General features: G+C 71.1%; 19 protein-coding genes. 13 read left to right on the top strand and 6 right to left on the bottom strand.

Annotated elements, in window-relative coordinates; all coding sequences use genetic code 11:
* Positions 1-369: 369 nt before the first annotated feature.
* The 8 genes from ACPT94_RS21155 (at position 370) to pgi (ending at position 11,227) form a co-directional block, all read left to right on the top strand.
* Positions 370-3,327, top strand: coding sequence for a M14 family metallopeptidase (locus tag ACPT94_RS21155; protein WP_425246543.1), 2,958 nt, complete (start codon positions 370-372; stop codon positions 3,325-3,327).
* A gap of 229 nt (positions 3,328-3,556) precedes the next feature.
* Positions 3,557-4,564 carry a type I glyceraldehyde-3-phosphate dehydrogenase gene (gene gap / locus ACPT94_RS21160; protein WP_360341875.1) on the top strand — a complete coding sequence of 336 codons (1,008 nt, stop codon included), beginning with the start codon at positions 3,557-3,559 and terminating at the stop codon, positions 4,562-4,564.
* A gap of 132 nt (positions 4,565-4,696) precedes the next feature.
* Positions 4,697-5,908 (top strand): phosphoglycerate kinase, encoded by a 1,212-nt coding sequence (locus ACPT94_RS21165; protein ID WP_360341872.1) that lies wholly within the window; start codon positions 4,697-4,699, stop codon positions 5,906-5,908.
* A 41-nt stretch (positions 5,909-5,949) separates the two neighbouring features.
* A complete protein-coding gene (gene tpiA / locus ACPT94_RS21170; RefSeq protein WP_425246605.1) occupies positions 5,950-6,705 on the top strand; it encodes a triose-phosphate isomerase in 756 nt (251 codons plus the stop codon).
* A gap of 137 nt (positions 6,706-6,842) precedes the next feature.
* Positions 6,843-7,073, top strand: coding sequence for a preprotein translocase subunit SecG (secG, locus tag ACPT94_RS21175; RefSeq protein WP_207228689.1), 231 nt, complete (start codon positions 6,843-6,845; stop codon positions 7,071-7,073).
* A gap of 210 nt (positions 7,074-7,283) precedes the next feature.
* Positions 7,284-7,619, top strand: coding sequence for an RNA polymerase-binding protein RbpA (locus ACPT94_RS21180; protein ID WP_003976875.1), 336 nt, complete (start codon positions 7,284-7,286; stop codon positions 7,617-7,619).
* A gap of 168 nt (positions 7,620-7,787) precedes the next feature.
* On the top strand, positions 7,788-9,056 hold the full coding sequence (locus ACPT94_RS21185) for an MFS transporter (RefSeq protein ID WP_425246544.1): 1,269 nt from the start codon (positions 7,788-7,790) through the stop codon (positions 9,054-9,056).
* Positions 9,057-9,523: 467 nt separating this feature from the next.
* Positions 9,524-11,227: a glucose-6-phosphate isomerase gene (pgi, locus tag ACPT94_RS21190; protein WP_425246545.1), complete on the top strand. Its 1,704-nt coding sequence runs from the start codon at positions 9,524-9,526 to the stop codon at positions 11,225-11,227.
* 794 nt (positions 11,228-12,021) lie between these two features.
* On the opposite strand, the gene ACPT94_RS21195 is transcribed toward pgi, so the two are convergent.
* Genes ACPT94_RS21195 through ACPT94_RS21205 form a run of 3 tightly spaced genes read right to left on the bottom strand, consistent with a single transcriptional unit; the run spans position 12,022 to position 15,619 of the window.
* A complete protein-coding gene (locus ACPT94_RS21195; RefSeq protein ID WP_425246546.1) occupies positions 12,022-14,304 on the bottom strand; it encodes an ABC transporter permease in 2,283 nt (760 codons plus the stop codon).
* A gap of 53 nt (positions 14,305-14,357) precedes the next feature.
* Positions 14,358-15,107 (bottom strand): ABC transporter ATP-binding protein, encoded by a 750-nt coding sequence (locus ACPT94_RS21200; protein ID WP_425246547.1) that lies wholly within the window; start codon positions 15,105-15,107, stop codon positions 14,358-14,360.
* Positions 15,104-15,619, bottom strand: coding sequence for a PadR family transcriptional regulator (locus ACPT94_RS21205; RefSeq protein WP_425246548.1), 516 nt, complete (start codon positions 15,617-15,619; stop codon positions 15,104-15,106). Before ACPT94_RS21205 ends, ACPT94_RS21200 begins: the two co-directional genes overlap by 4 nt.
* 122 nt (positions 15,620-15,741) lie before the next feature.
* On the opposite strand from ACPT94_RS21205, the gene ACPT94_RS21210 reads away from it, so the two are divergent.
* The 5 genes from ACPT94_RS21210 (at position 15,742) to ACPT94_RS21230 (ending at position 22,384) form a co-directional block, all read left to right on the top strand.
* Positions 15,742-17,010 carry an ABC transporter substrate-binding protein gene (locus ACPT94_RS21210; RefSeq protein WP_425246549.1) on the top strand — a complete coding sequence of 423 codons (1,269 nt, stop codon included), beginning with the start codon at positions 15,742-15,744 and terminating at the stop codon, positions 17,008-17,010.
* Between the two features lie 142 nt (positions 17,011-17,152).
* The gene (locus tag ACPT94_RS21215; RefSeq protein WP_425246550.1) at positions 17,153-18,814 is read left to right on the top strand and encodes a glycoside hydrolase family 13 protein; all 1,662 of its coding nucleotides are present in this window, start codon (positions 17,153-17,155) and stop codon (positions 18,812-18,814) included.
* 37 nt (positions 18,815-18,851) lie between these two features.
* A complete protein-coding gene (locus ACPT94_RS21220; protein ID WP_425246551.1) occupies positions 18,852-20,180 on the top strand; it encodes an ABC transporter substrate-binding protein in 1,329 nt (442 codons plus the stop codon).
* 6 nt (positions 20,181-20,186) lie between these two features.
* Positions 20,187-21,548 carry an ABC transporter permease subunit gene (locus ACPT94_RS21225; protein ID WP_425246552.1) on the top strand — a complete coding sequence of 454 codons (1,362 nt, stop codon included), beginning with the start codon at positions 20,187-20,189 and terminating at the stop codon, positions 21,546-21,548.
* Positions 21,545-22,384 carry a carbohydrate ABC transporter permease gene (locus ACPT94_RS21230; protein ID WP_425246553.1) on the top strand — a complete coding sequence of 280 codons (840 nt, stop codon included), beginning with the start codon at positions 21,545-21,547 and terminating at the stop codon, positions 22,382-22,384. The genes ACPT94_RS21225 and ACPT94_RS21230 overlap by 4 nt, the downstream gene beginning before the upstream one ends.
* A gap of 74 nt (positions 22,385-22,458) precedes the next feature.
* Here ACPT94_RS21230 and pgl read toward each other — a convergent pair whose 3' ends face one another.
* From pgl to zwf, 3 genes are read right to left on the bottom strand one after another with little or no spacing between them, the layout of a single operon-like run.
* Entirely contained in the window at positions 22,459-23,241 is a 783-nt protein-coding gene (pgl, locus tag ACPT94_RS21235; RefSeq protein ID WP_425246554.1) for a 6-phosphogluconolactonase, read from the bottom strand.
* Positions 23,238-24,380, bottom strand: a complete 1,143-nt coding sequence (gene opcA / locus ACPT94_RS21240) for a glucose-6-phosphate dehydrogenase assembly protein OpcA (RefSeq protein WP_360341839.1) — start codon at positions 24,378-24,380, stop codon at positions 23,238-23,240. The genes pgl and opcA overlap by 4 nt, the downstream gene beginning before the upstream one ends.
* Positions 24,377-25,900, bottom strand: a complete 1,524-nt coding sequence (zwf, locus tag ACPT94_RS21245) for a glucose-6-phosphate dehydrogenase (RefSeq protein ID WP_360341836.1) — start codon at positions 25,898-25,900, stop codon at positions 24,377-24,379. Before zwf ends, opcA begins: the two co-directional genes overlap by 4 nt.
* Between the last annotated feature and the right edge of the window lies 1 nt (position 25,901).

Below are 25,901 nucleotides of genomic sequence, written 5' to 3' on the forward strand. Positions count from 1 at the left end.
TTCGCCTTCCAGCGGCACTTCGTGCAGGGAGTGATGGCCGGCTCGGTGAAGTGACCGCCCACCCATGCGCGGTGGGGGGGGGGGGGGCCCCGCCCCCCCCCCCCCCACCCCCCCCCCCCCCCACCCCCCCCCCGGGCCCCCCCCGGGGGGCCCCCCCCCCCCCCCGCCCCCCGGCCCCCCCCCCCCCCCCGGGGGGGGCCCCCCCCCCGGGGGGCGCCCCCACCAGCGTTTCCCAGCTCTTGGATCGCAGCACCCCTGATGACAACCGCCCCTCCTTGAACCCCCCTTGAGGCACCCTTGACTCGATCATGGACGGACATGAGCCTGGCATGTGTTCGCTGCTGTGGCGGACCCACGCTAGGGGGGTTCATGAGACGTAGAGCGAGATCGATCCTCGCTGTCGGCGCGCTCCTGATCGGCGGAGCGAGCATCGCACCCATCGCCCAGGCACAACCCGGGAGTTCACCCCGGACATCCGACGCGGACGAGGTCAAGGTCTTCCGCGCCGAGGTCACCAAGAAGCAGATCCCGCTGCTGCTGGCAGCCGGTCAGGACGGACACGAACTCAGTGAGCAGGCGCCCGACCGGGGCACCGCCACCGTCGAGGTCTACCTGACCGACGACCAGGCAAGAAAGCTCGAGAAGCAGGGCGTCGCCCTCACCGAGCACACCCTGTCGGCCAAGGCCGAGAACCGCGTCGAGGCCGCCGCCGACGGCGTGTTCCGCCCCTACAGCGGCAAGGGCGGCCTGAAGGAGGAGATCCTCCGCACCGGCCAGGAGAACCCCGGCCTCACCAAGGTCGTCTCCATCGGCCGGACGATCAACGGCCAGGACATCCTCGCGCTCAAGCTCACCAAGAACGCGAAGAAGACCAAGGACGGCTCCAAGCCCGCCGTGCTGTACCTCTCCAACCAGCACGCCCGCGAGTGGATCACCCCGGAGATGACCCGCCGGCTGCTCCACCACTACCTGGACAACTACAGGACCGACAAGCGCATCAGGAAGCTCGTCGACACCACCGAGCTGTGGTTCGTCCTGTCGGCCAACCCCGACGGCTACGACTACACCTTCCAGAACGACGACAACCGCCTGTGGCGCAAGAACCTGCGGGACGTCAACGCCGACGGTGTGATCAGCACCGGCGACGGCGTCGACCTCAACCGCAACTTCGCCTACAAGTGGGGCTACGACGACGAGGGTTCGTCGCCCAACCCCACCAGCCAGACCTACCGCGGCGCCGGCCCCGGCTCCGAGCCCGAGACGAAGGCCCTGGACGCCTTCGAGAAGCGCATCGGCTTCGAGTACGGCATCAACTACCACTCCGCCGCCGAGCTCCTCCTCTACGGCGTCGGCTGGCAGGTCGCGACGGACACCCCGGACGACGTCATGTACAAGGCGCTGGCCGGCACCCCCGAGAACTCCGCGATCCCCGGCTACCACCCCCAGGTCTCCTCGGAGCTGTACACCACCAACGGCGAGGCGGACGGCCACGCGGCCAACGTCAACGGCACGGCGATGTTCACGCCCGAGATGTCGACCTGCCAGACGGCTTCGAACCTCGACCCCGGCGACCAGTGGAACGCGGCCGACTGCCAGTCGGTCTTCAACTTCCCGGACGACGAGAAGCTGATCCAGCAGGAGTTCGCGAAGAACATCCCCTTCGCGCTCTCCGTCGCCGAGAGCGCCGCCCGCCCCGACCAGCCGAAGTCCTCGGTCGGCCTGACCGCCGCCGATTTCACCCCGGCCGCCTTCACCACGTCGTACGCGCGCGGCGCCGACCAGGAGGTCTCCGCCGTCGTCCGCAAGGCGGTCCGCGACAAGGAACTCAGGTACCGCGTCAACGGCGGCCGGGTCCACGACGAGACGCTGAGGCCCTGGAAGGGCGGCGAGACCTACGGCGGTGACGACAACCTCCACTTCGACGAGTACCGCGCCAAGGTCCGGCACGGCGAACCGGGCGACAAGGTCGAGGTGTGGTTCACCGGCGAGACGAAGAGCGGCAAGAAGGTCTCCAGCAAGCACTTCACCTACACCGTCGCCGCGCGGCCCAAGGCCGACACCCTCGTCGTGGCCGAGGAGGGCGCGGCCGCCACGCAGGCGCAGACCTACGTCGACGCGCTGAAGGCCAACGGCCGCAGGGCGATCGTCTGGGACGTCGCCACCCAGGGCGTGCCGGACGCGCTCGGCGTGCTGAACCACTTCGGCACGGTCGTCCACTACACGGGCGCGGGCGCCCCCGGCAACCCGACCCAGCTGGAGCTGCGTGCCTTCCTCAACGAGGGCGGCAAGCTGATCGAGGCGGGCGAGCGGGCCGGCGGTGACGTCGACCTCGGCGACGGCACCCCGTCCAACGACTTCAGCCAGTACTACCTGGGCGCCTACACCCGTACGTCCCTGTCCGACGCGACCTCCTTCAAGGGCACGGGCGCGCTCGCCGGCGCCGCCGGGCCGCTGGGCGCCGCACCCGGCAACCCGCTCAACCAGGCCGGGTCGTACAGCGTCACGTCCGAGACCCTGCCCGTGGACACCTTCCCGCAGTTCACGAGCGCGGGCGCGGGCCTCTACCCCGGCACCGTCAACCCGTACGGGCCCTACGAGGGCACGTCCATGGCCGCCGTCACGCACAGCGACTACGCCTGGAACCGCCTCGCCCGCACCATCGACCTCACCAAGGTGAGCGCGTCCGACAAGCCGACGCTGCGGACGCGCATGCTGTGGAACACGGAGGAGGGTTACGACCACGCCGTCCTGGAGGCGCACACCGCCGGCGCCGACGACTGGACCACGCTCCCGGAGGCGGGCGGCGCCACCGGCACCGCCGTACCGGCCGAGTGCGGGGCCGGCTACTTCGTCCAGGCGCACCCCGCCCTCAAGCGGTACCTGACGCTCGCCGGCGGCGCCTGCACGCCCACCGGCACCAGCGGCTCCTGGAACAGCTTCACCGGAGCGTCGGCCGGCTGGCAGGAGGTGTCCTTCGACCTCTCCGCGTACGCCGGGAAGACCGTCGAGGTGGCGCTCTCCTACATCACCGACCCCGGCTCCGGCGGCCGCGGCGTCCTCGTCGACAACGCCTCCCTCGTCATCGGCGGCACCGCGACCGAGACCGAGGGCTTCGAGACGTCGCTCGGCGCCTGGCGCGTTCCGGGCCCGCCCGCGGGCAGCCCCGCGGTCGTCAACGACTGGACGCGCTCCGGAGCGCTCTTCCAGACGTACGCCTCCGTCACGACGGACGACACGGTGCTGCTGGGCTTCGGCCTGGAACACGTCACCGCGGCGGCCGACCGCAAGGCGCTCATCGGAAAGGCGCTCGACTCACTTGACGAGTGACACGCTGAGGTCAGCACCGCTCGACGCGATGTGACCGAAACGAGCGAACACGCCTTCCTGACAGGGCGGTCCGTACCCCTACTGGCGGGTACGGACCGTCCTGCCGTGTATGCGGCGACTCGATGTCACCACGGGGCCCTCGGAGAGGTAGGGTCGGGGGTGGTCGGGGACATCCCAAACACAGCTCGCCGGCACCGCATGGCCGGCGTACCAACGAGGAGATCGGTTCGTGACGATCCGCGTAGGCATCAACGGCTTTGGCCGCATCGGTCGTAACTACTTCCGCGCGCTGCTGGAGCAGGGTGCTGACATCGAGATCGTGGCTGTCAACGACCTGGGTGACACCGCGACCACCGCTCACCTGCTCAAGTACGACACGATCCTGGGCCGCCTCAAGCAGGAGGTCACCCACACCGCCGACACGATCACCGTCGACGGCCACACCATCAAGGTCCTGTCCGAGCGCAACCCCGCCGACATCCCGTGGGGCGAGCTGGGCGTCGACATCGTCATCGAGTCGACCGGCATTTTCACGAAGAAGGCCGACGCCGAGAAGCACCTCGCCGGCGGCGCCAAGAAGGTCATCATCTCGGCGCCGGCGACGGACGAGGACGTCACCATCGTGATGGGCGTCAACCAGGACAAGTACGACGCGGCCAACCACCACGTCATCTCCAACGCCTCCTGCACCACCAACTGTGTGGCGCCGATGGCCAAGGTCCTGGACGAGAACTTCGGCATCGTCAAGGGCCTGATGACGACGGTGCACGCGTACACCAACGACCAGCGCATCCTGGACTTCCCGCACAAGGACCTGCGCCGCGCGCGTGCCGCCGCCGAGAACATCATCCCGACCACCACCGGTGCCGCCAAGGCCACCGCCCTGGTCCTGCCGCAGCTCAAGGGCAAGCTGGACGGCATCGCCATGCGCGTCCCGGTCCCGACCGGCTCGGTCACCGACCTGGTCCTGGAGCTGGGCCGCGAGGTCACCAAGGAAGAGGTCAACGCCGCCTTCCAGAAGGCTGCCGAGGGCGAGCTCAAGGGCATCCTCGAGTACACGGAGGACCCGATCGTCTCCTCCGACATCGTCAACGCCCCGGCGTCCTGCACCTTCGACTCCTCCCTGACCATGGTCCAGGAGGGCAAGAACGTGAAGGTCATCGGCTGGTACGACAACGAGTGGGGCTACTCCAACCGCCTCGTCGACCTGACGGTCTTCGTCGGCGGCCAGCTCTGACCCACAGAGCGGACTCCATGTGAAGGCAGGGCTCGGGCGGCGCAGGGACGCGCCGCCCGAGCCCTGCCGCACGTACGGATCAGCCCTCTCTACGATCACGGAGTACCACGAGCCCTCCCGGGAGCCCCTTTCATGAAGACGATCGACGAACTCCTCTCCGAAGGCGTGGCCGGCAAGCGGGTCTTCGTCCGCGCCGACCTCAACGTGCCGCTCGCCGACGGCACCATCACCGACGACGGCCGCATCCGTGCCGTGCTGCCGACCGTCAAGGCCCTCGCGGACGCGGGCGCCAAGGTGGTCGTCGCCTCGCACCTGGGCCGCCCCAAGGGCGCCCCGGACCCGGCTTTCTCCCTCGCCCCCGCCGCCTCCCGCCTGGGCGAACTCCTCGGCTCCGCCGTCGCGTTCGCGACCGACACGGTCGGCGAGTCCGCCCGCGCGACCGTCGCGGGCCTGAACGACGGCCAGGTCGCCGTCATCGAGAACCTCCGCTTCAACGCGGGCGAGACCGCCAAGGACGACGCCGAGCGCGGCGCCTTCGCCGACCAACTCGCCGAACTCGCCGACCTGTACGTCGGCGACGGCTTCGGCGCGGTCCACCGCAAGCACGCCTCCGTCTACGACCTCCCGGCCCGCCTGCCGCACGCCGCCGGCCACCTCATCGCCACCGAGGTCGGCGTCCTGAAGAAGCTCACCCAGGACGTCGAGCGCCCGTACGTCGTCGCGCTCGGCGGCGCCAAGGTCTCCGACAAGCTCGCCGTCATCGACGAACTGCTCGGCAAGGCCGACCGGCTCCTCATCGGCGGCGGCATGGCCTACACCTTCCTCAAGGCCAAGGGCCACGAGGTCGGCATCTCCCTCCTGCAGGAGGACCAGATCCCGGCCGTCACCGAGTACATCGAGCGCGCGGAGAAGACCGGCGTCGACCTGGTCCTGCCGGTCGACGTCCTCGTCGCGACCGAGTTCCCGGACCTGAAGACGAAGGCCCCGGCCAACCCCACCGTCGTCGCCGCGGACGCCATCCCCGCCGACCAGGAGGGTCTGGACATCGGTCCCGAGACCCGCAAGCTGTACGCCTCGAAGCTCGCCGACGCCCAGACCGTCTTCTGGAACGGCCCCATGGGCGTCTTCGAGCACCCCGACTACGCCGAAGGCACCCGGGCGGTCGCCCAGGCCCTCGTCGACTCGAAGGGGTTCACCGTCGTCGGCGGCGGTGACTCCGCCGCGGCCGTGCGCACGCTCGGCTTCGACGAGACCGCATTCGGCCACATCTCGACCGGCGGCGGCGCCTCCCTCGAATACCTCGAGGGCAAGACGCTCCCCGGCCTCGCCGCACTGGAGGACTGACCTAGATGGCTGTATCCGATTTCTCTGGGCGCACGCCGCTGATGGCGGGCAACTGGAAGATGAACCTCAACCACCTCGAGGCCATCGCCCACGTCCAGAAGCTCGCCTTCGCCCTCGCGGACAAGGACCACGAGGCCGTGGAGGTCGCCGTCCTGCCGCCCTTCACCGATCTGCGCTCCGTGCAGACCCTGGTCGACGGCGACAAGCTCCGGATCAAGTACGGCGCCCAGGACATCTCGGCGCACGACTCCGGTGCCTACACCGGCGAGATCTCCGGCGCGATGCTGGCCAAGCTGAAGTGCACATACGTGGCGATCGGCCACTCCGAGCGCCGCCAGTACCACGGCGAGACCGACGAACTCGTCAACGCCAAGGTCAAGGCCGCCTACAAGCACGACCTCACCCCGATCCTGTGTGTCGGCGAGGAACTCGACGTCCGCGAGGCGGGCAACCACGTCTCCCACACCCTCGCCCAGGTCGAGGGCGGTCTGAAGGACCTCCCGGCCGAGCACGCCGAGACCGTTGTCATCGCCTACGAGCCCGTGTGGGCCATCGGCACCGGCAAGGTCTGCGGCGCCGAGGACGCCCAGGAGGTCTGCGCCGCCATCCGCGGGAAGATCGCCGAGCTGTACTCCCAGGACGTGGCCGACAAGGTCCGCATCCAGTACGGCGGCTCCGTGAAGTCCGGCAACGTCGCCGAGATCATGGCGCAGGCCGACATCGACGGCGCGCTGGTCGGCGGTGCCTCGCTGGATCCCGAGGAGTTCGTCAAGATCGTGCGCTTCCGCGACCAGTGAGCCGAGCTGTGAGTATGCGGTAGCGGCGATCCGTCGTACCCTTGCGGGGCCGAAGCTGTCATGCGGAGTGTGACGCTTCTCTGAAAGCTTCGGCCCCCTAGTCATCCGAATCCGAGGAAGTTGGTCCAGCCGTGGTTTTGGGGTTCTCGATCGCCCTGATCGTCTTCAGCCTGCTGCTGATGCTGCTGGTGCTGATGCACAAGGGGAAGGGCGGCGGCCTCTCCGACATGTTCGGTGGCGGCATGCAGTCCTCCGTCGGCGGCTCCTCGGTCGCCGAGCGCAACCTCGACCGCATCACCGTCGTGATCGGTCTGCTCTGGTTCGCGTGCATCGTCGTCCTCGGCATTCTGATGAAGACGAACAGCTGATCAGCGACGCACATAAACGCACATTCCGTACGTAAGGCCCCATGTTCGGTACGCGCAGCTGAGCGCGGCCTATCATGGGGCTTGCGTCTAGGTGTGGGGGTTGTAACTCCAATCACTGGACGCGCGTTGGGCCTTACGTAGACTGAGGCGCTCGCAGCGAAGCGAAACGCCGACTCGCTTCGCGGCACCATCACGCAGGGAGTTACGACCGTGGCAAGTGGCAACGCGATCCGAGGAAGCCGGGTCGGGGCGGGGCCGATGGGCGAGGCCGAGCGCGGCGAGTCCGCGCCGCGTCTGCGCATCTCCTTCTGGTGCTCCAACGGGCATGAGACGCAGCCCAGCTTCGCCAGCGACGCGCAGGTGCCCGAGACCTGGGACTGCCCGCGCTGCGGCTTCCCGGCCGGCCAGGACCGGGACAACCCCCCGGACCCGCCGCGCACCGAGCCCTACAAGACGCACCTCGCCTATGTGCGGGAGCGGCGCAGCGACGCGGACGGCGAGGCGATCCTCGCCGAGGCGCTCGCCAAACTGCGGGGCGAAATCTAGGAGTTGAGGACCGGCCAGGTGCCTGCGGGCGCCTGGCCGGACCCGTCTCCCGCACCTGCGGCCGACGGCCGTCGGACCGATTGTCAGTGGCGCCCTCTACGGTTTTCACAGCGGTAGTCGTCGCGGTTCTCGCCGCGACGGCGAACCGGTGAACGGGGAGGGGGAGTTGTGGGCACGGTCGGGACGGCGGACGGCGGCGCGCCCGCGTGGCGCGGCGGGTTCGGGCGGCTGTGGAGCGCCGCCGTGATCTCGCGGTTCGGGGACGCCCTGCGCGCCACTGCCCTGCCCCTGCTCGCCGTCCGGCTCACGGACTCGCCCCTGGTCATCGCCTCGGTGACCGCCTGCGGCTATGTTCCCTGGCTGTTGTTCGGCCTGCTCGGCGGGGCAGTCGCCGACCGGGTGGACCAGCGGCGCGCGATGTGGGCCGTGGACACCGTCCGCGGGCTGCTGGTGGCCGCCTTCGCGCTCGCCGTCGGCCTCGGCCACGCCTCGATCCCGCTGCTGCTGGCCCTCGCCTTCCTGCTGACCACCCTGCAGACGCTCTTCGACAACGCCTCCACGGCCCTGCTGCCGTCCCTGGTGGACCGTGCGGCTCTGGGCGGGGCCAACGCCCGGCTGATGACCGGCCAGCAACTCGCCGGAGGCCTGCCGGCCGGGCCGGTCGTGCCGCTGCTGCTCACCGGCGGCGCCTTCCTGCCGTTCGCGGCCGACGCGGCCACCTATCTGCTCGCCGCCGCCCTCGTGGCCTCCCTGCGGATACGCCCGCCCGCGCGGGAGCCGCGCCCGGCGGGCAGCACCCTGCGGGCGGAGATCGCCGAAGGGCTGCGCGCGCTGTGGCACGACCGGGTGCTGAGGCCGGTGTGCCTGGCCACCCTGCTGTGCAACATCGGCATGGGCGCCCTGATCGCCACTCTCGTGCTGCATGTGACGCACTGGCTGCACGCGGGCGACACCGAGTTCGCCGCCGCGATGACCGCGTACGCGGTGGGCAGCGTCGTCGGCGGCTTCGTCGCCCAGCGGATCGCGCGGCGCACCGGGCGGGCCCGGGCCCTGCTGGCCGGCGGGGCCGTGCAGACGGCGTCCCTGCTGCTCATGGGCACCGTGCGCCATCTCGGCGCCCTCCTCACAGGCATGCTGCTGCTCGGCATCATGAACATGGTGTGGAACGTCAACCAGGTCACGCTGATGCAGCAGCGCAGCCCCGAGGCCATGGTGGGCCGCATCTCCTCCGCCTTCCGTACGGCCTCCACCTCCGGCGCCCCGCTCGGTGCGCTGCTCGGCGGAGCCGTGGCGGGAGCCTTCGGCCTGAACGCACCGGCGCTGTGCGCTGCCGCGCTGTTCGCTCTGGCCGTCGTCGCGTTGATACCCGCGGGCAAGGCGGACGTACCTGTTGTTGCACCGCAGGACGGTCCCATGACAGCTCACGTCACGCGCTGATCAATTAGGTTGGGACCAGCGGGACGAGGCGCGCAGCACGGACAGGTGAGGAAAGAGGGCCAGGCCTGTCTTTCGGACCAGGCCGGCCCCGAGCGATCGCGCCTTGTCCCCGAGCGGAGCGGGGTCTGGTGCGTGCGTGCAGCTGCGGGGCGGAGGAAGGAGCCGACGCGATGGGGTCCCTGCGCCTTGGGTTCCCGCGAGTCGTGGGTCCCCCGAGTCGTGGGTCCTGCGAGTCAGTCGTGGGTCCTCCGAGTCATGGGTCCCCCCTAGCCTTGGGTTCCCCCGAGCCTTGGGTTCCCCGGAGCCTTGGGTTCTCCGCGGATGCGGGTCCCTCCTGCTCGGGCGAAGCCGAGAGTGGGGGGGAGAAGCCCGGAGCGGGGGAGTCGGCGAGCGACGACACCGCGGCAGATGCGCGTGCCAGGGTCCGCGACCCCGGCAAGATCCGAAAGAGAGGACCTAGGTCCGACATGAACGCAGACGGCCGTACGAGGCTCAACCAGACGCCTGAGTGGACCGCTCTGGCCAAGCACCGTGAGGAACTCGGCGAGGTGCAGCTGCGCGAGCTGTTCGCCGCCGACCCCGGGCGTGGCAGCGGGTACACGGTGCAGGTCGGCGACCTGCACATCGACTACTCCAAGCACCTCGTCACCGACGAGACGCTGCGGCTGCTGCGCGAGCTGGCCGCCGCCACCGATGTCTTCGGGCTCAGGGACGCCATGTTCCGCGGCGAGAAGATCAACACCACCGAGGACCGCGCGGTGCTGCACACCGCCCTGCGCGCCCCGCGCGACGCGGTGATCGAGGTCGACGGGGAGAACGTCGTCCCCGGTGTGCACGCCGTCCTCGACAAGATGGCCGACTTCGCCGAGCGGGTCCGCTCCGGCGCCTGGACCGGCCACACCGGCAAGCGCATCAAGAACATCGTCAACATCGGCATCGGCGGCTCCGACCTCGGCCCGGCCATGGCCTACGAGGTGCTGCGCAGCTACACCGACCGCGACCTCACGGTCCGCTTCGTCTCCAACGTGGACGGCGCGGACCTGCACGAGGCGACCCGGGACCTGGATCCGGCCGAGACGCTGTTCATCATCGCGTCCAAGACCTTCACCACCATCGAGACCATCACCAACGCCACCTCGGCCCGCACCTGGCTGCTGGACGCGCTCGACGGCGGTACCTCCTCGAGTGAAGCCGGGAGTGGGGGAGAAGCCGGGAGCGGGGGACAGGCCGCCGTCGCCAAGCACTTCGTCGCGCTGTCGACCAACGCGGAGAAGGTCGCCGACTTCGGCATCGACACGGCCAACATGTTCGAGTTCTGGGACTGGGTCGGCGGGCGCTACTCCTACGACTCGGCGATCGGTCTCTCCCTGATGATCGCCATCGGCCCGGACCGCTTCCGCGAGATGCTCGACGGCTTCCGTCTCGTCGACGACCACTTCCGCACCGCGCCCGCCGAGGCCAACGCCCCGCTGCTGCTCGGTCTGTTGGGCATCTGGTACGGCAACTTCCACGACGCCCAGTCGCACGCGGTCCTGCCCTACAGCCACTATCTGTCCAAGTTCGCCGCCTACCTCCAGCAGCTCGACATGGAGTCCAACGGCAAGTACGTCGGCCGGGACGGCAAGGAGGTCGACTGGCAGACCGGTCCCGTCGTCTGGGGCACCCCCGGTACCAACGGGCAGCACGCGTACTACCAGTTGATCCACCAGGGTACGAAGCTGATCCCGGCGGACTTCATCGGCTTCGCGGAGCCGGTGGCCGAGCTGAGCGACGAGCTCAAGGCGCAGCATGACCTGTTGATGGCCAACTTCTTCGCCCAGACGCAGGCGCTGGCCTTCGGCAAGACCCCGGACGAGGTGCGCGCCGAGGGTGTGCCGGAGGAGCTGGTGGCCCACAAGACGTTCCAGGGCAATCACCCCACGACCACGATCCTCGCGGGCGAGCTGACGCCGTCGGTGCTGGGTCAGCTGGTCGCCCTCTACGAGCACAAGGTGTTCGTGCAGGGCGCGGTGTGGAACATCGACTCCTTCGACCAGTGGGGAGTGGAACTCGGCAAGGTCCTCGCCAAGCGCGTCGAACCGGCGCTGACGGAAGGCTCGGAGGTGCCCGGACTCGACGCGTCGACGCGGGCGCTGGTGGCCAGGTACCGGGAGCTGCGGTCCCGCAAGTAAGGATTCCCCGCGCACCCACCCGTCTCGGTAGACCAAGCCCCACCCCCCGCCCGGGTCCCCGCCCCGGACCCCGGCGGGGGCTCCGCGCCCTTGCGCCCTGGCGGCGGCCATCCCGGGGCCCCGGTGGGGCTCCGTCCCGAGCCCCGGAGAGGGCTCCGCCTCAGCGCTCAGGGAGGCCTCGCCCTTGCGCCTTGCGAGTCCTTCGCCCTGCACCCCGGCCGTGGATCCAGGCCCCTGCACCCAGGCGGCGGCCATCCCGGGGCCCGGCGGGGCTCCGCCCCAGACCCCGGCGAGTCCTTCGCCCTCCGCACCCCGGCCGTGGATCCGCCCAGCGCCCTGGCGGGGCTCGGTCCCTGCGTTCCGGCGGGGCCGCGCCTTGGACCTTGGCGCAGAGATTGCCTCTTTTCGCCTCGGGCGAGGCGCCCTGGCGGGGCTTGCCCCCCGCGCCCCTGCTGGGGCTATGCCCCTGCCCCCTCAAGGCTTGGCCCCAAACCACTACCCCGGCTTCGTCCCAGACCCGGTGCGGGCTTCGCCCCAAACCCCCAACGCGGGCTTCGCCCCGAACCCGGCGCGGGCTCCGTCTCAAACCCCAACGCGGGCTCCGTCCCAGCCCCCAACGCGGGCTTCGCCCCGAACCCGGCGCGGGCTCCGTCTCAAACCCCCAACGCGGGCCCCGCCCAGCCCCCACCCCAAACCCCAACGCGGGCCCCGCCCAGCCCCCGGCGCAGCCCCCACCCCAAACCCCAGCGCGGGCCCCGCCCTCCAAGCGCCCCAGCGGTGCCCCCACCCTTCCCTCACCCCACCGCGCTCAACGTGTCGGCGAGGCGGCGGTGGGATGCTCGGGTTGCTGGAAGGGCGGACAGGGTGGTGGCGCCCAGGACTGCGGTGGTGGCGAAGAGGAGGAGGAAGGTGGGGGAGGGGGCTTGGGCGATGCCGGCGCCGATGCCGCTCGATCTGCTCTGGGTGTCGATGAGCCAGTGCGCGAGGGGGGTGCCCAGGGCCGTGCCGGCGAGGACCGCGGCCAGGGCGGTGCAGCCCGTGGCCGTGACGGTGATGGCGGTGATCTGGCGGGGGGACAGGCCGATCGCCTTGAGCGCGAGCAGGTCCCGTTCGCTCTCGCGCACGGTGCCGCCGATGACGGTCAGCAGCTCGAGGAGCCCGATGAGGGCCAGGACGACGATGAGGCCCACGACGACTCCGCGCAGCGCGGAGAGCCCGTCGGCCGGGTTCGTCACGGTTTGCACGTCCAGGTGGCCCTGTCCGGCCGTGGTGAGGCGGGCGGCGACCGTGTGGGGGTCGGCGCCGGGGCGCAGCCGTAGTTCGTACAGCGTGGGGCCGAGCTTCGGGTCGTTCTCGCGGAGGGTGTCGAGCGAGGTGGAGATGACGCGCCCGGCGTTCTCCGGCTCGATGCTGCGGCCCACGATGTGCAGGATCTGCGGCTGGTCGCCCACGGTCATCCGCACCCAGTCGCCGACGCGGACGTCCAGCAGGTCGAGCAGGCCCTGTCCGGCGACCGCCTCGTCACGGCCGCGCGCGGGGCGGCCCTCGGCCAGGGTGTACGGGTAGGCGTCCTGGCGGGTGCCGAGGCCCCGCAGGGCGATCGTGGCCGTCTGGCCCGGGACCAGGGCCGCAACCTCCACGCCGGGGTAGGCGGCGGCGACCTGCGGGTCGCGTTCCAGCAGGGTGCGTGTCTCCCGGTCGGTCGGGCCGGTGTCCGCGTGGACGGTGAGGGCGGTCGGGAGACCCGTCTGTTCGGGACTGCTGTGGAAGCGGTCGATGGTCGTCCAGGCGCTCATCGCGACCACGATCAGCAGCAGCGGCAGCGCGAGCCGGGCCACCGTCGCCAGCGACCGCAGCCGGCGTGTGAAGGCCTTGTGCCAGCCCAGGACCAGAGCGGGCGGCAGCCGCAGTCCGAGCGCACGGCGCGCGAGGCCGGAGAGCCGTCCGCCCGCCGGAGCCGCGGGCCGTGGCACCGGTACCGGAGGCACGCGTCCCGCCCGCCAGGCGGCGAGCCCGGTGGTCGCGCCGATGAACAGCACCGCCGCCACCGGCACCGCGAACAGCGCCACGGTGTGCCCGGGCAGCCCCTGCCACACGCCGACCGCGTCGCCGAGGCGCCCCGGGACACGGCGGCCCAGCGTCTGGGTGAGCGCCGCCGCGGCCACGGCGCCGAGCAGCGCGTAGGCGATGTGCTGGAGCAGGAAGACGCGGACGACCTGGCCGGGGGTGAAGCCGATCGCCTTCAGGACCGAGATGTCCCGGAGGTGGCCGCGGATACGGGTGGCGATCGCACCGTGCACCGCGAGTCCGGCGGCGACCAGCGCGCCCAGTCCGAACAGGCCCAGCACCTGCCCGAGCAGCCGGTTGTCGCCCTGGGCCTCGGCACGCGCCTGCTTCCACGTGGAGACCTCGCCGATCGCGCCGGCACCCAGCACGGTGACGGCGCGCTGGACGGCGTAGTCCGTGTCGTCGGGGTCCGTCAGGCGCAGCCCGATCACCTGCTCGCCGGGATCGGGCACGGCCGACGGCAGCGCCCAGACCAGCCCGGGCTCCCCGCCCGGCCGGTAGCGCGGCTCGGCGCTGTCGGCGACGCCGACGACGGTCAGCTTCCGCGCGGTGCCGGGCACGGTGAGGGTGTCGCCGGGAGCCGCCAGCAGGGCGCGGGCGAGGCGGCTCTCCAGGACCACGCCGTCGGGCGTCGCGGCGTCCAGCCAGCGGCCGGAGGTGAGCAGCGGCCGGCCGACGGCGGGCCGCTCGGACGTGCCGCGCAGTTCCACGGAGGCGCGGGCGCCGCGGGAGGTCAGGGTGACGGAGGCGACGGGGTAGGGACCCGCCACGGACTCGACGCCGTCCAGTGTGACGAGCTTGTCCGCCGCGGCGGACGGGCCGGTGTGGATCCACACGTGCGCGCCGCGCGCCTGGGTGAACACCCGTTGCCAGGGGTTGGTGGCGTACCCGAACAGCGCCGTGGCCAGCAGGAGCGAGGCGACGATGCCCGCCGTGGCGAGCACGAGGAACAGCGCCTCGCCGCGGTGTGTGCGCAGATCGGAGTGGGCCCAGCGCAACGTGGCTCGCACGGCTTCAGCCCCTCCGCCCGGACGGGGTGCGGGGACGGTCGTGAACCCGCATGTCAGTCCCTCAGCTCCAGCACACCGGATATCCCGGTGCCCCGCGAGGACCCGCCGTCCAGTGCCGCGTCGTCGGCTATCCGCCCGTCGAAGAAGCTGATCACCCGGTCCGCGGCGCTCGCCAGCCGCGCGTCATGGGTGACCAGCACGATCGTCTGGCCGCGCTGGTGGAAGCGGGACAGCAGCCGCATCACCTCGCGGGTTCCCCTGCTGTCCAGGCTGCCCGCGGGCTCGTCGGCGAGCAGCAGCGGCGGACGGTTGACCAGGGCCCGGGCCAGCGCGACCCGCTGCTGCTCACCGCCGGACAGCTCGCCCGGCATGCTCCGCTCCTTGCCCGCGAGCCCCAGCTCGGCCAGCAGCCCCTTACGCTCGGCGCGCGCCTGCCGGGGGGACACCCCGGCGAGCAGCGCGGGCAGCTCGACGTTGTCGGCGACCGACAGGTTCGACACCAGGTTGAAGAACTGGAAGACGATGCCGATGCGCTTTCTGCGCTCCACCGCCCAGCGCGCCTCGCTGTAGGCGTCCGTGCGCTCGCCGTCCAGCCAGAGGCTGCCGCTGTCCGGTCGCTGCAACCCGCCGAGCAGGTGCAACAGCGTCGACTTCCCGGCGCCGGACGGGCCCGTGATCGCCACGAACTCGCCCGGGCGTACGCACAGGTCGACCCCGCGCACGGCATGCGCCGGGGCGCCCTCGCCGTAGTGGGTCTTGACCAGGCCCTCGGCGCGCAGCACGGGAGTGGGGCGGTCGCTCACTCCAGCTCCTCCAGCTCTTCCTGGCACCGCTCCAGCCAGTCGAGGTCGGCCTGCAGGTGCAGCATCGCGCCCTCGATGAGCAGATGGGCGATGCGGTTGTCCCGGTCTTCGGCGGCCGCCAGTTTCGACAGGTCGCGCATGGTGTTGAGGTACTGGCGCCGCTGTTTGTTGATGAGGGCGATCTGGTCGGCGAGACCGGTCTGCGGAGCGAGGGCCAGCTTCATGAAGAACTCGTCCCGCACCCGCGGCTCGTCCTCGGGCTCCTCGAACCAGGCGCGCAGCGCCTCCCGCCCGGTGTCGGTGAGGTGGTAGACCTTCTTGTTGGGCCGGCTGGACTGCTCGACGTCCTCGCCCTCGATCAGTCCCTGCTTCTCGAGGCGCCCGAGGGTCACATAGATCTGGCCGACGTTCGGCTGAGGGTACGCGGAGCCCAGCATCTGCTCAAGGTCCTGCTTGAGCTCGTAGCCGTGGGCCGGGCCGCGCGCGAGGAGAGCCAGGAGGGGCAGGCGCACGTGTGCAGTCCTCCTGTCTACGTAATGTGCTCCAGGCCCTAGTATCGCCCATACCTAACAGGTATACATGGCCTCTGACTCCGGGCGAAGACGCCCGGCGCCGGGTGTGCAAGGAGGAACCTATGCGGTGGATACGCGCCACCGGTAGGGGCCTCCTCGTCCTCGTCGTGGTCATGACCGGTTACATCGCCTCGGGCGCCCGGGCGGACGAGGGCGCGGCAGGCGGCCGAGGGCCTTTGACGCTCGCCACCGCGGGAGACCTCACGGGCTATCTCGGCCCCCTGCTGGAGGGCTGGAACCGCACCCACCCCGGCGAGCGGGTCACCCTCGTCGAACTCCCGGACTCCGCCGACGAGACCCATGCGCAGATGGCCACCGACCTGCGCGACGGCGACCGCAGCCGCTTCGACGTCCTCAACATCGACGTCAGCTGGACCTCCGAGTTCGCCGCCGCCGGCTGGATCCGCCCGCTGCCCCGTGACCGCTTCCCCCTCGACACCTTCCTGGCGCCGGTCGTGGACACGGCGACCTACGACGGACGGCTGTACGCCGTCCCGTACGTCACCAACGCCGGCCTTCTCCTCTACCGCAAGGACATCCTCGCCGAGGAGGGCGTCCCGCCACCGCGCACCTGGGCCGAGCTGGAGCGGGACGCGCGGACCATCGCCCCGAAGCACGGACTCGACGGCTACGCCGGCCAGTTCCTGCCGTACGAGGGCCTCACCGTCAACGCGGCCGAGGCCGTCTACTCGGCGGGCGGCACGATCCTCGGCGACGAGGGGGAGCGCGTCACCGTGAACTCGGCCGCCGCGCGCGAGGGCATCGGCTTCCTCGCCCGGGGCGTGCGCGAGGGGTGGATACCGAAACAGGCGCTGACCTACAAGGAGGAGGAGTCCAAGCAGGCCTTCCAGGACGGCCGGCTGCTCTTCCTGCGCAACTGGCCGTACGCCTACGTCGTCGCCTCGGCCCGGGGCTCGAAGGTCGCCGGACGGATCGGCGCCGTACCGCTGCCGGGACCGGACGGCCCGGGCACCAGTGTCCTCGGCGGCTCGAACCTGGCCGTCAACACCCACGCACGCCACCCGGACTCGGCCGCGCGTCTGATCGCCTACCTCACCAGTGAGCCCGTCCAGCGCCAGGTCCTCACGCGCGGCGCCCTGCCGCCCGTACGCGCCGCGCTGTACGACGACCCCGAGCTGATCCGTGCGTTCCCCTATCTGCCGACCCTGCGCGAGAGCGTGCTCGCGGCCGCGCCGCGCCCCAAGAGTCCGCGGTACGACCAGGTCAGCCTGGTGGTGCAGGCGGTCGTGCACGACGCGATGAGCGGGCACGAGACGCCCGCGGCAGCGGTGCGGCGTCTGGCCCGGGAGCTCGCCGCCCTGTCTCGCTGACAGCGCTCCTAGTTACTTGTTGGGTAACGCTGACGTCTCATCTCGCTTCGAAGTGCCCGAACAAGTCCGGATTTGAGCACCGAACTCTCCGGTAGCTTCTGTCTGTTCATTGACACCCTCGCGACATCGCTACTTAACATGCATGCATAACTGCTGCCCTTCACAGAGACAGGCAAATGGGTTGAACAGGCACCACTGGTGGCGCGACGCGGTGATCTACCAGGTGTACGTCCGCAGCTTCCTGGACAGCACCGGCGACGGCGTCGGCGACCTCGCCGGAGTCCGGGCCGGGCTGCCCTACCTGAAGAAGCTCGGCGTGGACGGGATCTGGCTGAGCCCCTTCTATCCGTCCCCGCAGCACGACCACGGCTACGACGTGGCCGACTACTGCGACGTCGACCCGCTCTTCGGCGACCTCGCCGAGTTCGACCTGCTGGTGGCGGCCGCCCGGCGGCTCGGCGTCAAGGTGCTCCTGGACATCGTCCCCAACCACTGCTCCAGCGAGCACCCGTGGTTCCGTGAGGCGCTCGCTTCCGCTCCCGGCAGCGCGGCGCGGGCCCGCTTCCACTTCGCCGACGGCCGCGGCCCGGACGGCGCCGAGCCGCCCAACAACTGGCACGCCATGTTCGGCGGTCCGGCCTGGAGCCGGGTGACGGAGCCGGACGGGCGGCCCGGCCAGTGGTACCTGCACATGTTCACCCCCGAACAGCCGGACTGGAACTGGCGCACCCCCGAGGTGGCCGCCGAGTTCGACCGGATCCTCCGCTTCTGGCTGGACCGGGGCGTCGACGGCTTCCGCATCGACGTCGCCGCCGGCCTCTTCAAGCACCCGGACCTGCCCGACTCCCCGGACCCCGAGGCCGACGCCCGCACCCGGGACTCGGTCAACCCGCTCGCCTGGAACCAGCCCGAGGTGCACGACGTGTGGCGGCACTGGCGGGCGGTGTGCGAGGAGTACACCGCCCGCGACGGCCGCGAACGGCTCCTGGTCGGCGAGGTCTCCGTCCCCACGGCCCGCGAACACGCCCGGTACGTCCGCCCCGACGAGCTCCACCAGGCCTTCTTCTTCGACCTGCTGAGCGCCCCCTGGAACGCCGACGCCTTCCGCAAGGTGATCTCCGAGGCCATGCAGGACATCGCCGGCACGGGCTCCACGGTCACCTGGGTCCTCAACAACCACGACCAGGTCCGCACCGTCACCCGCTACGGCGAACCCGCCACCGAGGGCAGCGGCCTCGGCACCGCCCGCGCCCGCGCCGCCGCCCTGCTGATGCTGGCGCTGCCCGGCGCCGCGTACATCTACCAGGGCGAGGAACTGGGCCTGCCCGAGGTCGTCGACCTGCCCGACGACGTGCTCACCGACCCGATCTTCCGGCGCACCGGCAGCCGCGCCCGCATCCGCGACGGCTGCCGCGTCCCGCTGCCGTGGTCGGGACAGGCCTCCCCCTTCGGCTTCACCTCCGGCGCGGAGGGCGCCAAGCCGTGGCTGCCGCAGCCGGAGTACTTCGCCGAGTACGCCACCGACCGCGCCCTCGCCGACACCCGCTCCTTCTGGCACCTGTACCGCGACGGACTCCAACTGCGCGCCGCACTGCCCCAGTTGGGCGAGGGCACGCTCCGCTGGCTGGACACCCCGCCCGGTGTCCTCGCCTTCACCCGCGGCGACGGCCTCGTCTGCGCCGTCAACTTCGGTACCGCACCCACCCCCGCGCCGGTCTCCGGCACACCCCTGCTGTCCAGCGGTCCCTGCCCGGCCGGCGTGCTGCCCGGCTCGACCTCGGCCTGGTGGCCGATCGACCTCTGACTCCCGTCAACTCCCACTCCCCGAAGGGACATCAACGATGATGCGACGACGTACCACCCTGCTCACCGGCTGCACCGCCCTCGCCCTGGCGCTCGGCGCCACCGCCTGCGGCGGCGGGGGCCCGGTCTCGGCGGGCGGCGGAGACAAGGCGCTCAGCGGCCAGACCGTCACCGTGGCCGGCGTCTGGTCCGGCAGCGAGCAGAAGAACTTCCAGAAGGTGCTGCACGCGTTCAGCGAGAAGACCGGCGCCACGACCCGGTTCATGTCCACCGGGGACAACGTCTCCACCGTCGTCGGCAGCAAGATCGAGGGCGGCAACGCCCCCGACGTGGTGATGGTCCCGCAGGTCGGAGTACTCAAGCAGTTCGCCGGGAACGGCTGGCTCCAGCCGCTGTCCCGGACGGCCCGGAGCGCCGTCGACGCCAACTACGCCCCCGTGTGGAAGACGTACGGCAGCGTCGACGGCACCCTCTACGGGCTCTACTTCAAGGCCGCCCACAAGTCGACGGTCTGGTACAGCCCCGACGCCCTCACCCAGGCCGGCGTCAAGCCGCCGACGACGTACGAGGAGATGCTGAAGGCCGGGCGCACGATCTCCGACTCCGGCCTGGCCGCCTTCTCGGTCGCCGGCCAGGACGGCTGGACCCTCACCGACTGGTTCGAGAACATCTACCTCTCCCAGGCCGGACCCGAGAAGTACGACGCCCTCGCCGCCCACAAGCTGAAGTGGACAGACGCCTCCGTGGTCGGGGCCCTCACCACGCTCGGCAAGCTGTTCAAGGACAAGCAGCTGCTGGCGGGCGGTCAGAAGGAGGCCCTGAACACGGACTTCCCGGGGTCCGTGGAGAAGGTGTTCGGGCCGAAGCCCGAGGCGGGCATGGTCTACGAGGGCGACTTCGTCGCCGGGGTCGCCAAGGACCAGTTCGGCAAGGCGATCGGCCAGGACGCGAACTTCTTCCCCTTCCCCGCGGTCGACGGCGGCGAGGCGCCGGTGGTCAGCGGCGGCGACGCCGCGGTCGTCCTCAAGGACGGCAAGAACGCCAAGGCCGGCATGGCACTCCTGGAGTACCTGGCCACCCCCGAGGCCGCGGCCGTGTGGGCGAAGGCGGGCGGCTTCCTGTCCCCGAACAAGAAGCTCGACCTCGCCTCGTACGGCGACGACGTCACCCGGGCCACGGCCAAGTCCCTCGTCGACGCCGGGGACTCGGTCCGGTTCGACATGTCCGACCAGGCGCCGGCCGCGTTCGGCGGCACGAAGGGCGCGGGGGAGTGGAAGCTGCTGCAGGACTTCCTGCGCGACCCGGCCGACCCGAAGGCGACCGCGGCCCAGCTGGAAGCCGCGGCGGCCAAGGCCTACAAGGGCTGACCGGTCATGACCGCGACCCTGGTGAAAGAGACGGCCCCACCGCCCGTCGGCGGCCTCGCCGACCGCGCGCGGCGCCTGCGCCGGCGAGGACGGATCGTCGCCCTGCTGTTCGCTCTCCCCGCGCTGCTCCTGCTGGGCGCCCTCGTCGTCTACCCGGTGCTCTTCTCGATCGGCCGCAGCTTCTTCGACGCGTCCGGCACCCGCTTCGTGGGCGGTGAGAACTACGCCGAGATGTTCCGCGACCCGGCGACGCTCAAGGCCGTGCGGAACACGGCCCTCTGGGTCGTCGTGGCACCCGCCCTGCTGACCGGCCTGGGCCTGATCCTCGCCGTGCTGGTGGAGAAGGTCCGCTGGGCCACGGCCTTCAAGCTCCTGCTGTTCATGCCGATGGCGGTCTCCTTCCTCGCGGCGGGCATCATCTTCCGGCTGGCCTACGACGAGGATCCGGACAAGGGCGTGCTGAACGCCGCCGTGGTCTTCGTCCACGACGCCTTCCGGGACACGTCGGCCTATCCGACGGCCCGGGCGCGCGACGGCCAGGGGCTGACCGAGGCGGCGGACGGCTCGTACCGGACCGGTGCGAGCGTGTCCCCCGGCGACTCGGTGGCCCTCGCACTGGTCGGCGTACCCCCCAAGGACCTCCCCACGGGCGCCGAGCCCGCCTACGCGGCCGCCGGCCGCAAGGCGGCGCCGGACGAACTGCGCGGCGTGGTCTACCTGGACTTCACCCCCGGCGGGGGAGGCGAACAGGGCAGGGTCGACCGGCGCGAGAGCGGGCTGCCCGAGATGAAGGTCGAGGCGGTCCGCGACGGCAGGACGGTCGCGAGCACGACGACGGCGTCGGACGGCTCCTTCCGCTTCTCCGGGCTGGACGCGGGCACGTACACGCTGCGGCTTCCCGCGTCGAACTTCGCGCCGCCGTACGACGGGATCTCCTGGCTCGGGCCGGCGCTGGTCACTCCCGCGATCATCGGGGCCTACCTGTGGATCTGGACCGGTTTCGCGATGGTGCTGATCGGCGCCGGGCTCGCGACGCTGCCCCGGGACGCGCTGGAGGCGGCGCGGATGGACGGGGCCAACGAGTGGCAGATCTTCCGGCGGATCACGGTCCCGCTGCTGGCACCCGTCCTGACCGTGGTCTTCGTGACCCTGGTGATCAACGTGATGAAGGTCTTCGACCTCGTCTACATCATCGCGCCCGGGCCGGTGCAGGAGGACGCGACCGTCCTCGCGACGCAGATGTGGCTGGTGTCGTTCGGCGGCGGCAACAACCAGGGGCTGGGCAGCGCGCTCGGTGTGCTGCTCCTGCTGCTCGTCGTCCCGGCGATGGTCTTCAACGTCCGCCGTTTCCGAAGGAGTCAGCGATGAACGCCCTCCGGCGTCACCTGGGCAAGGGGGTCGTCCAGGTCTTCCTCGTGGTGGTCGGCCTGGTGTGGATGACCCCCCTGGCCGGACTGTTCCTGTCCTCGCTGCGGTCCGCCGAGGACACCGCGAAGGGCGGCTGGTGGACGGTGTTCGCCAGTCCCGGCCAACTGTCCTTCGACAACTACTCGGCGCTGCTGCAGAACGCCGGGATCACCCAGGCGTTCTGGAACACCGTCCTGATCTCGGTGCCGACGACCGTGCTGGTCGTCGTCCTCGCCGCACTCGCCGGATACGCCTTCGCGTGGCTGGACTTCCCCGGGCGGGACGCGGTCTTCCGGGTCGTGGTCGCGCTGCTGGTGGTGCCGGTGCAGATCGGCCTGCTGCCGGTCGCCAAACTCTTCGGCCAACTGGGGCTGTTCGGAACCATCCCGGGTGTCGTGCTCTTCCACGTGGCGTACGGGCTGCCGTTCGCGGTGTTCCTGCTGCGCAACTACTTCGTCGAGATACCGAAGGAGATGCTGGAGGCGGCCCGGATGGACGGCGGCAGCGAATGGCGGATCTTCACCCGCCTGGTCCTGCCGGTGGGCCGGCCGGCCCTCGCCAGCCTGGCGATCTTCCAGTTCCTGTGGGTGTGGAACGACATGCTGGTGGCACTGCTGTTCGCGGACAGCTCCGCACAGCCGCTGACGGTCGCGCTCCAGTCCCAGATACGGCAGTTCGGCAGCAACATCGACGTGCTGGCACCGGGGGCGTTCGTGTCCCTGGTGGTACCGGTGGCCGTGTTCTTCGCCTTCCAGCGGCACTTCGTGCAGGGAGTGATGGCCGGCTCGGTGAAGTGACCGCCCACCCATGCGCGGTGAGGGCGGCGGGCACCTGGCCCGCCGCCCTCACTCGTCCGCCGCTCTCACGCCTCTCAGGGCGACGCCGGCGGATACAGCGACCTCGGCAGCTGGGACGCCGCCGCCGAGTCCAGGAGCCACAGGGTGCGGGAGCGACCGTGGGCGCCCGCCGCCGGGGCCTGGATCTCGCCCGCCCCCGACAGGGCGATGGCGGCCGCCTGCGCCTTGTCCTCACCGGCCGCGAGCAGCCACACCTCACGGGCCGCCCGGATCGCCGGGAGGGTGAGGGTGACACGGGTCGGCGGCGGCTTGGGCGCGCCCCGCACGCCGACCACCGTGCGCTCGGTCTCCCGTACGGCCGGCAGCTCCGGGAAGAGCGAGGCCACGTGGGTGTCCGGGCCGACGCCCAGCATCAGGACGTCGAAGGTGGGGACGGGGCCGTGGTTCTCGGGGCCGGCCGCGTGGGCCAGCTCCTCGGCGTAGGCCTCCGCGGCGGCCTCCACATCGGCGCCGTACGGACCGTCCGACGCGGGCATGGCGTGCACGCGCTTCGGGTCCACGGGGACGGAGTCCAGCAGGGCCTCGCGGGCCTGCGTGACGTTCCGCTCCGGGTCGCCCTCGGGCAGGAAGCGCTCGTCGCCCCACCACAGGTCGAGCCGGCCCCAGTCGACGGCGTCCCGGGCGGGCGCGGCGGCCAGCGCGGCCAGCAGGCCGTTGCCGTTGCGGCCACCGGTGAGGACCACGGACGCGTGGCCCCGGGAGGCCTGCGCGTCCACGATCTTCGTGATCAGGCGGGCCGCGGCGGCCTGCGCCATCAGGTCCTTGTCGCGGTGCACGACGAGCTGCGGAGCACTCACTTCGCGGCCGCCTTCTTCACCGGGGCCTGCGCCGTCGCTTCCTTCGCAGGTGCTTTGGCAGCCGTTTCGACGGGAGCGGGGACCGCGACCGCTTCTCCTTCCCCTCCTTTGGCCACAGGTTCCGCAGCGTCGGCGGCCGGCTCCTGCGCGTCGGCGGCCGGGTCCGCGGCCGGCTTCTCGCCGCCCTTCGTGCCCTTGCCGCCCTTGCCGTTCGAGGTGTTCAGCCGCTCCACCCCGAACCGCAGCGCCGAAGCGTAGGTGTCGTCCGGGTCCAGCCGGCGCAGCTCCTCCGCGATCAGCTCGGCCGTGTCCCGGCGCTTGAGCGCCACCGCACGGTCGGGCTGGCCCTCGATGGAGAGCGTGGCCAGCGAGCCGTCGGCCCGGTCCAGCACGATCGGGCCGCAGTCGGTGGCCATGCGCACCGCCGTCAGCCCCGGCCCGCCGGACAGCGAACGCTGGACGGGGACGCCCAGCCGGTCGCCCAGCCACATCGCCAGCAGCTCGCAGCTCGGATTGAACTCCTCGCCCTCCACCTCGACCGACTCCACCGCGCAGGTGACCTGGTCCAGGGCCGCGGCCAGCATCGAACGCCAGGGCGTGATGCGGGTCCACGACAGGTCCGTGTCGCCGGGGGTGTACGTCCCGGAGCGGGCCGCCAGATCCCGTACCGGCTGCTCCGCGGAGTAGGTGTCGGTGACACGGCGCTGGGCCAGTGCGCCCAGGGGGTCCTTGGCCGGGTCGAGCGGTGCGTTCACCGGCCACCAGACGACGACGGGCGCGTCCGGCAGCAGCAGGGGCAGCACCACCGACTGCGCGTGGTCCACCACCTCGCCGTACAGCCGCAGCACGACCGTCTCGCCGGTGCCCGCGTCCGCGCCCACCCGTACCTCGGCGTCGAGGCGGGACTGGGTGCGGTCGCGGGGGGAGCGCGAGACGCGCTTGATGACCACGAGCGTGCGCGAGGGATGCTCGTGCGACGCGTCGTTCGCGGCCTTCAGGGCGTCGTACGCGTTCTCCTCGTCGGTGACGATGACCAGCGTGAGGACCATGCCCACGGCCGGGGTGCCGATCGCCCGGCGGCCCTGCACCAGCGCCTTGTTGATCTTGCTGGCCGTGGTGTCCGTGAGGTCTATCTTCATGGCCGGCGCCAGCTCCGTCCGTCTCGTTCGAGCATCTCGTCCGCCTCGACGGGCCCCCAGGTACCGGCCGGGTACTGCGCGGGCTTGCCGTTGGTGTCCCAGTACTCCTCGATCGGGTCCAGGATCTTCCAGGACAGCTCGACCTCCTCGGTGCGCGGGAAGAGGTTCGAGTCGCCGAGCAGGACGTCCAGGATGAGGCGCTCGTACGCCTCCGGGCTCGACTCCGTGAAGGACTCGCCGTAGGCGAAGTCCATGGAGACGTCCCGGATCTCCATCGAGGTGCCCGGCACCTTGGAACCGAAGCGGACCGTCACGCCCTCGTCGGGCTGGACGCGGATGACGATCGCGTTCTTGCCCAGCTCCTCCGTGGCCGTGTGGTCGAAGGGGGAGTGCGGGGCGCGCTGGAAGACGACCGCGATCTCGGTGACCCGCCGGCCGAGGCGCTTGCCGGTGCGCAGGTAGAAGGGGACGCCCGCCCAGCGACGGTTGTCGATCTCCAGCTTGATCGCGGCGTACGTGTCGGTCTTCGACTTCGCGTCGATGCCCTCCTCCTGGAGGTACCCGACCGCCTTCTCGCCGCCCTGCCAGCCGGCCGCGTACTGGCCGCGCACGGTGTCCCGGCCGAGGTCCTTCGGCAGCCGCACGGCGCCCAGCACCTTGGTCTTCTCCGCGGCGAGCGCGTCCGCGTCGAAGGAGGCGGGCTCCTCCATCGCGGTCAGCGCCATCAGCTGCAGCAGGTGGTTCTGGATGACGTCACGGGCGGCGCCGATGCCGTCGTAGTAGCCCGCCCGGCCGCCGATGCCGATGTCCTCGGCCATCGTGATCTGCACGTGGTCCACGAAGGACCGGTTCCAGATCGGCTCGAACATCGTGTTGGCGAAGCGCAGCGCCAGGATGTTCTGGACGGTCTCCTTGCCCAGGTAGTGGTCGATGCGGAAGACCTGGTCCGGGGCGAAGACCTCGTGGACGATCTCGTTGAGCTCCTCGGCCGACCTCAGGTCGTGGCCGAACGGCTTCTCGATGACCGCGCGCCGCCAGGAGCCGCCCTTCTGGTCCGCCAGCCCGTGCTTCTTCAGCTGCTGGATGACCACCGGGAAGGCGCCCGGGGGCACCGACAGGTAGAAGGCGAAGTTCCCGCCCGTGCCCTGCGCCTTGTCCAACTCCTCGATGGTCGAGCGCAGCCGCTCGAAGGCGTCGTCGTCGTCGAAGGTGCCCTGGACGAAGCGCATGCCCTGGATGAGCTGCTGCCAGACCTCCTCGCGGAAGGGAGTGCGGGCGTGTTCCTTGACCGCGTCGTGGACCACCTGGGCGAAGTCCTCGTGGGCCCACTCGCGGCGGGCGAACCCGACCAGCGAGAAGCCCGGCGGCAGCAGACCCCGGTTGGCGAGGTCGTACACCGCGGGCATCAGCTTCTTTCGTGACAAATCGCCCGTGACGCCAAAGATGACCAGGCCCGACGGCCCCGCGATACGCGGGAGCCGTCGGTCTGCGGGGTCACGCAGCGGGTTGCTGCTCGACAAT

This window comes from Streptomyces aurantiaciflavus, from assembly GCF_049808595.1.
Classification (GTDB): Bacteria; Actinomycetota; Actinomycetes; order Streptomycetales; family Streptomycetaceae; genus Streptomyces.